The organism is Hydrogenophaga flava NBRC 102514, assembly GCF_001571145.1.
GTDB lineage: Bacteria > Pseudomonadota > Gammaproteobacteria > Burkholderiales > Burkholderiaceae_C > Hydrogenophaga > Hydrogenophaga flava.
This window is the reverse complement of the sequence record NZ_BCTF01000002.1, coordinates 312,559-324,356: the sequence shown is the minus strand read 5'-3', so window position 1 is coordinate 324,356 and position 11,798 is coordinate 312,559. Positions and strand designations below refer to the sequence as shown.

At 62.6% G+C, this 11,798-nt stretch carries 13 protein-coding genes and 1 pseudogene; 7 read left to right on the top strand and 7 right to left on the bottom strand.

Translation table 11 applies throughout. The features are described from left to right. A pseudogene (locus HFL01S_RS03315) lies at positions 1 to 877 on the bottom strand (IS3 family transposase); the annotation flags it as partial. A 108-nt stretch (positions 878 to 985) separates the two neighbouring features. Here HFL01S_RS03315 and HFL01S_RS03305 point away from each other — a divergent pair. From HFL01S_RS03305 to HFL01S_RS24565, 3 genes are all read left to right on the top strand, one after another. Further along, positions 986 to 1,525, top strand: a complete 540-nt coding sequence (locus tag HFL01S_RS03305; RefSeq protein ID WP_157538749.1) for a hypothetical protein — start codon at positions 986 to 988, stop codon at positions 1,523 to 1,525. 15 nt (positions 1,526 to 1,540) lie between these two features. Further along, entirely contained in the window at positions 1,541 to 2,011 is a 471-nt protein-coding gene (locus HFL01S_RS03300) for a hypothetical protein (protein WP_157538748.1), read from the top strand. 128 nt (positions 2,012 to 2,139) lie between these two features. Then, entirely contained in the window at positions 2,140 to 2,565 is a 426-nt protein-coding gene (locus tag HFL01S_RS24565) for a GFA family protein (protein WP_084383070.1), read from the top strand. Between the two features lie 74 nt (positions 2,566 to 2,639). Here HFL01S_RS24565 and HFL01S_RS24980 read toward each other — a convergent pair whose 3' ends face one another. Beyond that, positions 2,640 to 3,194: a hypothetical protein gene (locus HFL01S_RS24980; RefSeq protein ID WP_157538747.1), complete on the bottom strand. Its 555-nt coding sequence runs from the start codon at positions 3,192 to 3,194 to the stop codon at positions 2,640 to 2,642. On the opposite strand from HFL01S_RS24980, the gene HFL01S_RS25970 reads away from it, so the two are divergent. Beyond that, complete coding sequence (locus HFL01S_RS25970) at positions 3,188 to 3,532, top strand: DUF6547 family protein (RefSeq protein ID WP_369407711.1); 345 nt, start codon at positions 3,188 to 3,190, stop codon at positions 3,530 to 3,532. The genes HFL01S_RS24980 and HFL01S_RS25970 overlap by 7 nt on opposite strands. A 90-nt stretch (positions 3,533 to 3,622) precedes the next feature. Beyond that, entirely contained in the window at positions 3,623 to 4,180 is a 558-nt protein-coding gene (locus HFL01S_RS03285) for a dihydrofolate reductase family protein (RefSeq protein WP_066254583.1), read from the top strand. Positions 4,181 to 4,206: 26 nt separating this feature from the next. On the opposite strand, the gene HFL01S_RS03280 is transcribed toward HFL01S_RS03285, so the two are convergent. Beyond that, on the bottom strand, positions 4,207 to 4,965 hold the full coding sequence (locus tag HFL01S_RS03280) for a DeoR/GlpR family DNA-binding transcription regulator (protein WP_066254581.1): 759 nt from the start codon (positions 4,963 to 4,965) through the stop codon (positions 4,207 to 4,209). Positions 4,966 to 5,052: 87 nt separating this feature from the next. On the opposite strand from HFL01S_RS03280, the gene HFL01S_RS03275 reads away from it, so the two are divergent. Continuing rightward, entirely contained in the window at positions 5,053 to 5,673 is a 621-nt protein-coding gene (locus HFL01S_RS03275; protein WP_066254579.1) for an NUDIX domain-containing protein, read from the top strand. A gap of 43 nt (positions 5,674 to 5,716) precedes the next feature. On the opposite strand, the gene HFL01S_RS03270 is transcribed toward HFL01S_RS03275, so the two are convergent. Genes HFL01S_RS03270 through HFL01S_RS03255 form a run of 4 tightly spaced genes read right to left on the bottom strand, consistent with a single transcriptional unit; the run spans position 5,717 to position 10,718 of the window. Then, the gene (locus tag HFL01S_RS03270; RefSeq protein ID WP_245644727.1) at positions 5,717 to 6,832 is read right to left on the bottom strand and encodes a TRAP transporter substrate-binding protein; all 1,116 of its coding nucleotides are present in this window, start codon (positions 6,830 to 6,832) and stop codon (positions 5,717 to 5,719) included. Positions 6,833 to 6,850: 18 nt separating this feature from the next. Beyond that, the gene (locus HFL01S_RS03265) at positions 6,851 to 7,816 is read right to left on the bottom strand and encodes a PDR/VanB family oxidoreductase (RefSeq protein ID WP_218008591.1); all 966 of its coding nucleotides are present in this window, start codon (positions 7,814 to 7,816) and stop codon (positions 6,851 to 6,853) included. Continuing rightward, entirely contained in the window at positions 7,816 to 8,880 is a 1,065-nt protein-coding gene (locus HFL01S_RS03260) for an aromatic ring-hydroxylating dioxygenase subunit alpha (protein WP_066254573.1), read from the bottom strand. Before HFL01S_RS03260 ends, HFL01S_RS03265 begins: the two co-directional genes overlap by 1 nt. Continuing rightward, positions 8,877 to 10,718 carry a feruloyl-CoA synthase gene (locus HFL01S_RS03255; protein ID WP_245644726.1) on the bottom strand — a complete coding sequence of 614 codons (1,842 nt, stop codon included), beginning with the start codon at positions 10,716 to 10,718 and terminating at the stop codon, positions 8,877 to 8,879. Before HFL01S_RS03255 ends, HFL01S_RS03260 begins: the two co-directional genes overlap by 4 nt. 95 nt (positions 10,719 to 10,813) lie before the next feature. On the opposite strand from HFL01S_RS03255, the gene HFL01S_RS03250 reads away from it, so the two are divergent. Then, positions 10,814 to 11,752, top strand: a complete 939-nt coding sequence (locus HFL01S_RS03250) for a LysR family transcriptional regulator (RefSeq protein ID WP_066254571.1) — start codon at positions 10,814 to 10,816, stop codon at positions 11,750 to 11,752. The last annotated feature ends 46 nt before the right edge of the window (positions 11,753 to 11,798 follow it).

Here is an 11,798-nt window from a genome sequence, read left to right as displayed (position 1 = left end):
TGGCTGCCCTGGTCCGAGTGATGCAGCAAGGCCACTGGCTTGCCCCGTCGCCAGACAGCCATCATCAGCGCATCCACCACGAGCTGGGAGGTCATGCTCTCCTGCATCGACCAGCCCACGATGCGACGGGAGTACAGGTCCAGCACCGCCGCTACATACAGCCAGCCTTCTGCCGTCCAGATGTAGGTGAAGTCGGCCACCCACTTCTGGTTCGGGCCATCGGCCTGGAACTGGCGGTCCAGCACGTTGTCAGCCACCGCACTGCGCTCCCCCCGGTCCTTGGGTAGCCCGCGACGACGGGGTCGAGCACGCAGTGCCTGCTCTCGCATGAGTCGCTCGATGCGGTGCAGACCACAGGCCTGGCCTTGCTCCAGCACGTCGTGCCACACGCGGCGTGCGCCGTAGGTGCGGTCACTGCGCACGAAGCTCTGGCGCACCTGCGCGCCCAGCACCTCGTCGCTGAGGCTGCGCCGGCTCCTGGGCCGCGTGAGCCACGCATAGAAGCCACCTCGCGAGACACCGAGCGCCTCACACATCAGATTGACCGGCCAGGCCCCCCGGTGTTTCGCCACGAAGCCGAACTTCACATCGACTCCTTCGCGAAGTAGGCCGCGGCTTTTTTCAGGATGTCGCGCTCCATCTTGAGCTTGGCCACTTCCTTGCGAAGCCGCGCTATCTCGATGTCCTGAGCCTTTTGCTTGCCGTTGCCGGGGAACGCCTCCTGAGGCTCCTCTCGCAGCTCACGCACCCACTTCCGCAGCACGTTCTCGTGAACGTCCAGGTCTTTGGCCGCCTGGGCCACAGCCACCCCACGCTCAGTGACCAGTTTGACCGCCTCGAGCTTGAACTCGCGACTGAATGTCCTTCTTCTCTCCATGAACCACCTCCGGTTTCATATTCCACCTTAACAAGGTGTCTGTGAAACCGGCAGCAGCCCATAGAAGCACGCGATCCAATCAAACCAATCCAGAGCAAAGGAGCACCAATGCCTGTTCCACAAAACAAAGAAGACCTGACAAAACTCTTCCGCGAGCTGGGCGCTCGAAACCCTGAAGCCTGGGCATCCTCGCAGGTGTCAGAAGGCATTCATCAATTGCATCGATTTTTGTTTCTCCGCCAGGCGTGGGCGCGAGTGGTTTCGGAGAGCGACGACACGTGGATTGACAAGCAAGTGTCCGAATCCGAGCGGTATGCGGATGGGCCATATGCAGGCGTCGGGCAGGCCATTCATCGAATGCTCGCCGCTGGGGTTGCCCGAGAAGATATCGTTGATCTGGCTCGTGGCATGCAAGCCCAGTTGCTCTTTGATATCTGCTACCTGCTGGACGGGCCAGAAGATTCTGAGCCGAGAGTCGAGGACATCGGCTGGGCGCTGGTTGAGACCGACAGCGAGTCAGAGCCAACGAAGCAGATGATGTCGTGCCTGCACGAGTCAGTACTGGTCACTGACCCCACTGGAAGAGAAATGCGGCCGAGGGGCAGTCAAGTCGATAGCCGGTCGCCAGAGGCTCCCGGCCCTCTATAAGCCCAGCACCCTGGTTTGTCTCAACCTGAACAAAAACTTCACAACATGCGTCGGCTCATCACTGTCATTGCCCTTTCGACAAGCGTGCTCCTTTCCCAGGTTGCATGCGCCACACAACCGAATGCTGACCCCGATGGCGAGCTGAAGGCCATGCGCAAGGTGCCCGCCCTCGCATGGTTGGATGCCAACAAGAATCCATATGCACTTGCTTCCAACAGGTTTGGCTCCACCGCCAAGGCACGGGAGTTTGTGAAGGAGCTTCATCGTCTGGGTGCTGTGCAGGTGTTCGTGGCTGATCCAAGAGAGGACGAGCACACCGTCAAACAGGAAGGTGGCCCATACGCGGACACCCTGATCGTCAGCCTGCCAAAGGAGAAATCCGCGCGCGCAGCTCTGTTCAGGGTGTTTGCCGTTGAGGCACAACGAGAAGGCTTTTCTGCTGAGCGAGACGTCGGGCAAGGCTTGGTCTTGCTGTGGTGGGACTAACGAACGTCATCGACGGCGTGGGTTATGAGAACCGTGTGCTCTGCAAGCCGTTGGCCCGGTAGACGCGCGCCCTTCCGGTCTGTAGGCTCTCCCGCAGGTGCCGAATTTGAAACTGACAAGGAGCTCACATGAAGTCATTCACCGGTGGTTGTCTCTGTGGCGAGATTCGATACGAGATCACCGCTGATGCCGGTCCATCCAGGATCTGCTGGTGCAGGGACTGCCAGAAGATCTCGTCCAACGGAACGGTCAACGTCATCTTCCCCAGCGATGCTATCAAGGTCTCGGGAGAACCGGGCCAGCACGAGAAGACCGCCGACAGCGGCAACACGGTGACCCGCCGGTTCTGCGCGAGCTGCGGCACCCAGCTGTTCTCTGACTCCAGTGGTCGTCCGGGACTGACGGTGGTTCGGGTGGGCACACTGGACGAGCCATCGGCCGTCAGGCCCACCACCAACATCTGGGTGGCCAGTGCGCCCAGCTGGGCTTGCGTTGATCCATCGCTGGAGCAATTCGAGGGCCCTCCAGTGGTGGCTCCGCAGCCCAAGACGTGATGCCCCGCCCTTCTATCAGGAGGGAAACACCCCCGGCAATTCCGCCTCAATCATCGAACCAGAAGAACGCCAAATCAGGACATGAGCGACATCGAGAACCAGTTGGTCGCGCAGATCACCCGGTTTCTGCGGGAGCTGGGTGTTCTGCAAGCTGCTCGCCGAGCATTGATGAGCCTTAGACTGAACCATGCTTTTCGATCTGCGGGTGCAGACACAGATTGAGCGTCCATATGAACCTTGTTCCACCGATCATCTTGCTGACCGCTTTGGTGGCCGCCATCATTTGCTTTGGCAAAGCCATCTGGCACGCGTTTGGAATGGTTCGCGGTGTTCGGCCAACGTCCGAGTGGTGGGTAAATCTCGTCCCATTCCTGGCCTTCGCGCAACCAGATGCACTCGATTCGACAGGTCAAGTGCATCGTGCCAAGTTTGCGCGGTGGGGTGCGGCTGCTTTGGTCTTTGCTGGCATCGCGAGTGCGGTTCAGTTCGCTTTTCACCCGTGATAAATCCTTACCAGCGCAATCAGCGTGTTTTTTCATGAACGACGCCCAACCCGTCACTCGATAGAACGGCTCCACCGCCAACGTTGCTATATCGCAAGTCGTCACAAAACCATCAACCGATGCCACATGCTCCGATATCCCTCCTTGTGTCCCGTTTTGTAGACGGTACGCCCTCCACGGCGGCTCAACTCGTTCGCAATGTGGGCATCGCCTCAAGAGCTGCCAACGCCTCACAGGTCAATCAGTTCGTTTCAGGACTCGACCCACTGCAGCGCGAATCTCTGGCACAGCTCCTCCAGCGGGAGAGGCAGGCAACGCTCTTTGACGCACTCGTGTACTTGCAGGAATCGATCTCCAAGTACCAATGGCAGGTTGAGGCGCAAGGCACCGTCCTGAATCTGGAACCTCGGGGGTACACACTGGCGGAAGAGTACCTGGCACAAACAGAATCACAGAGTTCCTAGTCGCAGTTCGCCCCAGCGTTTCGGCATTGCGCTCACGTTCTCGGAACCAGACTGTGAGCAGCTTGTCACCAATCCCGAAGGGAAGACACCATGGGACTCCTGACCTTCAGCCTCAACCTCACCCTGGACGGTTGCGTCGACCACCAGGAGGGCATTGCCGACGACGAGACGCACGCCTTCTTCACGCGCCTCATGGACGAGTGCGGCGCGATGCTGTGGGGCCGCACCACCTACAAGATGATGGAGAGCCACTGGCCGGCGGTGGCCCGTGGCGAAGTCGAGGCACCACCGTCGATGCGCGAATGGGCGGTGAAGCTGGAGGCCAAGCCGAAGTACGTGGTGTCGTCGACGCGCAAGGACTTCCCGTGGACCCACAGCCACCACCTCGCAGGTGACCTGCGCACGGCTGTGCAGGCGCTCAAGGCCGCGACCCCGGATGGCGTGCTCGTCGGCAGCGGCCTGCTCGCCACCGCACTCGACCGGCTGGATCTGATCGACGAGTACCAGCTGCTCGTGCACCCCAGGATCGCCGGCCACGGCCCGAGGCTGTACGAGGGTGGGCTGCCCGGCACGCGCCGGCTGGAGCTGATCTCTGCGACGCCGCTGCGCTGCGGCGCGGTCGCCATGCACTACCGGCGCGAGCGCTGACCGAGTCGCCCGCAGGCCGGGCGGCGTCAAACCGCTTTCTGCACCGCCACGCCCCCCGCCCGCAGCGCCGCCACCGTCTTGGGCTTCGTGCCGTCGGGCACCACCAGCAGCGACAGCGCCTTCATCGGTGCGATGACGAAGGCCGAGGCACTGAGCAGCTTTTCGCTGGACGCCAGCACCACCGTTTCCGCCGCGCGGGCGTGCAGCGCACGCTTCACATCGGCCTCTTCGGCGTCGCCGGTGCTCAGCCCCGCTTCGGGGTGCACGCCGGTCACACCGAGAAAGAACAGGTCGGCCCGGAAGCGCGAGGCGGCTTCGATGACCGACGCGCCGACGTTCACCATGGAGTGGCGGAACAGCCGGCCGCCGAGCACGATGATCTCCACGTACCGGTGCGCGGCCAGTTCCACGGCCACATTGGGGCTGTGGGTGATCACCGTGGCGCGCAGGTCGGCCGGCAGCTGCCGTGCGACCTGGATGGCGGTGGTGCCGCCGTCGAGCATGACCACCTGGCCGGGCTTGATGAGCTGCGCACCGAAGCGCCCCAGCGCCTGCTTTTCATCGGACGACACCTGTTCCCGCACCCGCAGGTCGCCCGTGGCCACAGACGCGGGCAGCGCGCCGCCGTGCACGCGCTGCAGCTTGCCCTGTTGCGCCAGCTCGCGCAGGTCGCGGCGGATGGTGTCTTCCGAGGTGCCGAGTTCCACGGCCAGTTCCCCGGCCACGATCTGCCCGTGCGTGGCGAGGCGGCTGAGGATGAGCTGTTTGCGCTGGGCGGTGAGCATGTGGGGCCTCTCTTGCAATGTCTTGTGCGATGAAGTCGGACGCGCTACGATTGCACGATATTACACGACACTGCACGAAATTAAACGATGACCAGACCCAACCACCGAGAGATCCCGCTGCCCGCGAACGAGCGCGTGCGCATCGTCGAACAGCGCGTGCTGGCCGACGACTGGTTCGTGTTGAAGAAGAACATCTTTGACTACCGCCACAGCCGCGGGCACTGGCAGCGGCTGCAGCGCGAAACCTACGACCGCGGCGACGGCGCGGCCCTGCTGCTGTTCAACCGAGCGCGGGGCACGGTGGTGCTGACCCGCCAGTTCCGCTTTCCGGCCTACGCCAACGGCCTGGCCGACGGCATGCTGGTGGAAGCCTGCGCCGGTCTGCTGGACAACGAGGCGCCGGAGGTCGCCATCCGGCGCGAGGTGCAGGAAGAGACCGGGTTTGCGGTGTGCATGCCGCGCAAGGTGTTCGAGGCCTTCATGAGCCCGGGCTCCGTCACCGAGCGGCTGCACTTCTTCGTGGCGGAATACGAGGCCGGCGACCGCACGGGCGAAGGCGGCGGCGACGCCAGCGAGGGCGAAGACATCGAGGTGCTGGAGCTGCCGCTGGACCGCGCCCTCGCCATGATCGGCAGCGGCGAGATCCAGGACGGCAAGACCATCATGCTGCTGCAGCACGCGGCGCTGGTGGGGCTGGAGCGCTTGTAGGGTGGGCGTGCAACCGGCACTCCAGGCACGCGCCTGAAAGGACTCACTTGTCGTATTGGGCAACCAGCGCCTTGGCTTCCGACAAAAGCTTGGCACCATCAATGCCCTTGGATTGCATTTCCTTCACCCAGTCCGACTCCACCGCGCCGGCAGTGCGGCGCCAACGCTGAACCTCTGCCGGTTCAAGCACGGTGATCTTGTTGCCCAGCTTGGCCGTCAGATCGCGCCCCAAGATGTCCCCGTCGTCCGATGTGCGCGCCAGCAGCACGCTGAACTCCTGCCCCGAGTTATCGTCGATGACCTTCTTGAGATCCGTTGGCAGCTTGTTGTAGGCAGACTTGTTCATGGCCAGCACAAACGTGGTGACGTACAGCGCGCGGTCGCCAGCAAAGGTGGTGTGGTTCCTGGCCAGTTCCTGAACCTTGAACGCGGGTACTACTTCCCATGGAATCGTGGTGCCGTCTAGCACGCCCTTGGACAAGGCCTCGGTCACGCCGGACACCGGGATGCCCACCGGCGTGGCGCCCAGCTTGCTCAGCATGTTGTTGACGATGCGTGTGCCCCCACGGATTTTCATTCCGCGCAGGCTCTCCAGGCCGATGACTGGCGCCTTGGTGTGAAACAGGCCAGGACCGTGTGTGTGCACAGCCAGAACCTGTACCTCCTTGTACTCGTCCATCGCGTTTTTCTGCACGTAGTCCCAGAGCGCCCGGGAAGTCTTTTCGGCCGACAGGCTGGCCATGAAGGGCAACTCGAACACCTCGGATTTTGGGAAGCGGCCGGGTGTGTAGCCAGGCAGGGTCCATGCCATGTCGACCACGCCGTCGCGTGCCTGGTCGTAGAGCTGCGCGGGAGTCCCGCCCAATTGCATCGAGCTGTAGATCTGGATCTTGATGCGGCCCTTGGATTGCTCTTCAATCCTCTTGGCCCAGGGAACCAGGGCCTTGGCCGGCACGTTGCCTTGTGGCGGCAGGAACTGATGCAGGCGCAGGGTCACTTCCTGCGCGTGTGCGGCCACGCTGGCCGAAACGGCCAGCGCCAAGGCCGCGATCTTGGTTTTCCATGTGTTCATGTCTGTCTCCTGAGTTTGTGGTTGAAGCGGGATACGGAAAAGGCGATGGACGTTTGTGCTTCCGACTTCGTCCAGATCGCGGGTCATTGAAGCAAGGTCATGTGGTCAGAGATCGAGCACCAGCACCGGTGTTTTTGACCGGGAGCAGCAGGGCAGAAACTGCGTGCCGGCCGCGCGCTCTTCGTCGGTGAAAAAACTGTCACGGTGGTCTGGCTGACCACCCAGAACAGGGGTCAGACAGGTCCCGCACACGCCCGATTCACACGAATAAGGCAGATCCAGGCCGTGGGACAGCAGCACCTCCAGCACGGAGCGGTCGCCCGGCACCTGAAGTCGCCGGCCGGTGCGGGCCAGCTCGACCTCGAACGCCGCGCCATCGGGTGCGCTGGAAGTCACCGCCCCGAAGTACTCTCTGTGCAGTTGTTCCTCACGCCAGTGATTCGTGCGCGCCGCGGCCAACACATGGTCGATGAAGCCCTTGGGGCCGCACACATACAGGTGCTCGTCCTGCAGGGGATTCGCCAAAAGTGTGTCGGCTGCCAGCCGCTGTGAGGCCGCTCCATCGTCCAGATGCAAATGAACCCGGTCGGCGAAGGGTGCCACTGACAGCTGGTCACGAAAAGCCACGCGGTCTTCGCTGCGACAGGCGTAGTGCAGCTGAAAGAAGCGACCTTGCGCGTGGAGCACCATTGCCATTGACAGCAGAGGCGTGATGCCGATGCCACCCGCCATGAGACGCGCAGGCCCGGCAGGCGCCAGCGGAAAGTGGTTTCGGGGCGTGCTGATGGTCAGCACCTTTCCCTCGATCACCTGTTCGTGCATGCCCGCGGAGCCGCCACGGGACTGCGGTTCGCGCAGAACGGCGATGCGGTAGTGGCCTCGATCCTGCGGGTCGTTGCACAGCGAATACTGCCGCACCACCCCAGGTGCAACGTGCACGTCGATATGGGCGCCCGCATCGAACGCTGGTAGCGGGTGGGCTCCGTCCAGCGCTGTCAGCATGAAGCTGGCAATGCCCAAAGCCTCCTGGCGTTTGCACGCAACGCGAACAGACAGCGTGGTCATGGTCATCACGCGCTCATGGTGGTCGTGGCTTTGGTGGCTTGTTCGGCCTCCAACATGGCCTTGAGGACCCGGCGCGCCCGCACTGCGGCGGCGTCGCCGCTGAGCAGCACGGGCTTCATGGCCCAGAAATCCTGTTCTCCAATGGCTCTTTGCTGCGCCTCCAGCATGGGCAGGTCTTCCCTCTCGAACGGCCCACGCAAGTACTTCACATCGGACTCGGCCCGCAGCCTCCCTTCTTCGCCCATGCGACGGGGATAGCTGGTGCCGAACCAGTAATGCGTGGTTGTGGCGCTTTCGGGTGTGAACAGATGGACGAAGGGCACCCGCTTGCCGTTGGACCGTGGATCGGGCCCGCCAGCAGGCGCCACACCCACCCAAAGTTCCATGACCGCGGGGGCATCCCAGCGGGTGTCGAGCCAACGATCAACCAGCTGTCCTTCGGGAATCCCGTAGCGCTGCTCCAGAGACGGCATGAGGCGCTCATTGCGGGTCAGGCGGCGAGAGTAGACCGTGTTCCCTTCCTGCACCACATCCGATTCGGCAGCCTTGACGGCATCGCTGCCCAGGGTGCCCGGATGCAGGTACTCGATGTGGCTGAGATCGAGGATGTTGTCTGTCTCCAGCTGGTACTCGGCCCTGGCCAGCAGGTAGTCCTTTCCGACCCAGCGCGTCTCGGGGTCCATGCTGCGAAAGTCGGGAATGGAACCCGGATCAGCGCGGTCAGGTGCCCCCATCCAGATCCAGACAATGCTGTGGCGCTCCACCACCGGATATGAACGCACCACCGCGCCGCGAGGGATGCGCCCATCACCGTGCGGGTTGCGGTGGCAGGCTCCGTCTCCTTTGAACTCGAGCCCGTGGTAGGCGCACTGGATCACGCCGTTGATGACGCTGCCTTTGCTCAACGGCGCAAATCGATGAGGACAGCGGTCCATCAGGGCCTGCACCTGACCCTCTTCGTTGCGAAACAGGACCACCGGCTCACCCAGCAGGGTTCTGGCCAGCGGCTGCTTGGTCGGTACTTCGTGGTCCCAGGCTGCGACGTACCAGACATTGCGAAGGTAGTTCATGGTGTGATGGCTTTCTGTTTTGAGGGGGTCCCCGAGGGGAGGATCACATCGCTGGCGTTGTCGTCATAGAGTTGCTGCACGGCGGCGGCTCGCAGCGTCAGAACCATGCGCTGGTTGACGTAGCCTTTGTCGGTGATTTCGCCAAGGTCCAAACGAGGCCCCTGGTTCAACACCAGGGCGCGGGCCACCCGCGCGGAGCTGCCAGCAGCACCTTGATTCATGGCAAGCAGGGCCTGGGCCACCTTCTGCCGAACCTCGGTGGCTGGCACCTCCGCCGCGCTCGGGTGCAAGAACAGAAGGACCCCGATCTCGTCGCGGTCGTGGCCGGTGACCACTGCATCCTGGATCAAGGGGTTGCACGCAGCGACCATCGCCATGCGCAGCTCGCCAACATGCACCCAGGTGCCTGTGTTGAGCTTGAAGTTTTCTGCCGTGCGTCCGTCAAAAACCAGGCCCTCTTCAGGCTGGGCGGGGTTGTTGAATCGCAGGGCATCGCCCATCCGGTAGAAGCCCTCTTCGTCAAATGCGGCCTGGGTCAGCGCGGGCTCTCGCCAGTATCCGGGGGTCACATGGGGGCCACGCACCCGTGCTTCGAGCTTGCCCTGATTGGGCAGCAACTTGAGCTCGCATCCCGGCACTGGCAGACCAATCACGCCGGTGTGGTCGATCGGGAAGTGAACCGCCGCGCACAGGGGTGCGGTTTCGGTCGAACCCCACGACGAAACCAGCGTCGCGTTGTGCCCGGTCTCTTCGCGCGCCAGTGCCTGGAACCGGTCCCAGATGTTCTGCGGCAACGCAGCCCCGGCGTAGAAGAAGAACCGGCAGTGCCTGAAGAAATGACTCCGCAATGCAGTGTCCTGCTCCAGTTGAGGCAGCAGCAGGTCAAAACCCCTTGGAACATTGCAGTACACCGTCGGCTCGACATCTCGCAGGTTGTTCAACGATGCATCGAACAGGCCAGGCACGGGCTTGCCCGCATCGATGTAAAGGGTCCCCCCGTTGCTCAGCACCATGTGCAGGTTGTAGTTGCCGCCAAAGGTGTGGTTCCACGGCAGCCAGTCAAGCAACACGGGTGGCATGTCGGCCAGGAAAGGCCACACCTGCAGGCTCTGCATTTGGTTCACCGTCAGCATGCGCTGGGTGTTGATGACACCCTTGGGTGAGCCGGTCGAGCCGGAGGTGAACAGGATCTTGGCGACCGTGTCGGGACCAACGCGCCGATGCGCGCACTCGACATCGGCACCCGGCACACCCCGCCGCACCGCCGCCGTATCGAGAGCGGTCATGCCGATCGCCCGAAGCGCGTGCGCGTACTTGTCCGGGTCGGACACGTACACGGCACCCGGTTGAAGTGCGGCGGTGATCTGCCTCAGCTTCTGGTGGTCCTGACTCAACAAGGCGTAGGCCGGAGAAACTGGTGCCACCGGGATGCCCACGTGCATGGCGGCCAGCGCCAGCAGAGCGTGCTCCACACTGTTTTCGGACAGGATGAGCAAAGGCGTATCGCCTGTCAGACCCAGGCCGAGAAGGCCCGATGCGATGCGCTCGACCTGCGCCAAAGATTCTGCGTAGCTCAGTCGAGTCCATTGCCCCTGCTGTCGTTCTGCAAGAAAGCACCGATCGGGTGCCCTTTGCTTCCACTGTGCAAGCCAGTCGGTCACACAGCGCACAGGTTCGGGAAGGGGTATGGCCGAGCGCAGTACCAGGGTCGCGTCGCTGCGTCGCTCAATCGTCAGCGCCGTTGGCGCCAACCTCACGGGAACATGGTTTTTGTTGGCAGCTTCGCCTCTCGCCAGGTCGGCAAGGGGCATGTGCTGCGCGAAGGATCGCTGACCCATCGGCTTGTCTCCTACATCGTTATTGACGGCCAGTGTAGGAAGAGTGCTAATACGCTTCTACAGAAATTCCAGGACAAGCACTATCTGCCAAAACGATGGAAAAAGAATTTGATCTGAATCTGTTGCGCGTGCTGGTGGCTCTGGAAAAGCACAGGAACGTGACGCGGGCAGCCCAGTCGCTCGACATGAGCCAGTCGGGTTTCAGCACCGCCCTGGCACGTCTGCGCGACCGGATCGGCGACCCTCTGTTCGTGCGGACCCAGGGCGGGATGGAGGCGACGCCCAGAGCGCAAGCGATGGTGAATGTGGCCAAATCCATTCTGACGAACGTGCAGACCAGCATCCTGGAGCAGCCAACCTTCGACCCGCAGTTGGCGCAGGTCGAATACCGCCTGGCCATGGCCGACGTGGCCGAGGTGGTCTTCCTCCCCCAACTGCTGGCGCACCTCAGTCGGGAGGCACCTCATGTGCGCCTGCGAAGCGACCCATGGCCCCGAGGTGAGTTGCAGCACGCGATGGAAACCGGTCAGGTTGATTTGGCGCTGGGCTACTTTCCCGACCTCAGCTCGGACAGCATCTTCAAGCAGCGCCTCTACACCCACACCTACGCATGCATCGTCCGGCCAGGTCACTGGGTTCTCAAGCGGTTCACGCTCTCAAGCTACGGCGAACTCGGCCATGCAGTCGTCAACACCCCCTCGCGCAGCGATGAGCTTTTTGAGCACTTCCTGGCCAGAAAAGGCATGACTCGAAAGATTGTGCTGAGGACGCCACACCATCTGAGCCTGCCCGACATCATTGCCTCGACCGACCTGATCGCCACGGTTCCGCTGGCCACCGCTACCCGGTTTGCAGCAACCACCCAGGTCGAGGTGTTGCCCCTGCCATTCAAGCCTCCACGCTTCGACGTGCAGCAGTATTGGCACCGTCGCAGCCACCACGACCCAAGGGTTCGATGGCTGCAACACACCGTTTCGTCCCTCTTCAATGACGACACCGACAGCTGGAAAAACCTTGAACGGAAGCTGTATTGAGAAAGGTGCCCGTTTCGAAGGAAGGTGTCTGTTTGGCCAGGTGGCC

Coding starts and splice junctions, on each gene's coding strand:
- HFL01S_RS03305 (WP_157538749.1), top strand. CDS start 986: ATGCCTGTTCCACAAAACAAAGAAGACCTGACAAAACTCTTCCGCGAG.
- HFL01S_RS24565 (WP_084383070.1), top strand. CDS start 2,140: ATGAAGTCATTCACCGGTGGTTGTCTCTGTGGCGAGATTCGATACGAG.
- HFL01S_RS25970 (WP_369407711.1), top strand. CDS start 3,188: ATGCCACATGCTCCGATATCCCTCCTTGTGTCCCGTTTTGTAGACGGT.
- HFL01S_RS03285 (WP_066254583.1), top strand. CDS start 3,623: ATGGGACTCCTGACCTTCAGCCTCAACCTCACCCTGGACGGTTGCGTC.
- HFL01S_RS03280 (WP_066254581.1), bottom strand. CDS start 4,965: ATGCTCACCGCCCAGCGCAAACAGCTCATCCTCAGCCGCCTCGCCACG.
- HFL01S_RS03275 (WP_066254579.1), top strand. CDS start 5,053: ATGACCAGACCCAACCACCGAGAGATCCCGCTGCCCGCGAACGAGCGC.
- HFL01S_RS03270 (WP_245644727.1), bottom strand. CDS start 6,832: ATGACCCGCGATCTGGACGAAGTCGGAAGCACAAACGTCCATCGCCTT.
- HFL01S_RS03265 (WP_218008591.1), bottom strand. CDS start 7,816: ATGACCATGACCACGCTGTCTGTTCGCGTTGCGTGCAAACGCCAGGAG.
- HFL01S_RS03260 (WP_066254573.1), bottom strand. CDS start 8,880: ATGAACTACCTTCGCAATGTCTGGTACGTCGCAGCCTGGGACCACGAA.
- HFL01S_RS03255 (WP_245644726.1), bottom strand. CDS start 10,718: ATGGGTCAGCGATCCTTCGCGCAGCACATGCCCCTTGCCGACCTGGCG.
- HFL01S_RS03250 (WP_066254571.1), top strand. CDS start 10,814: ATGGAAAAAGAATTTGATCTGAATCTGTTGCGCGTGCTGGTGGCTCTG.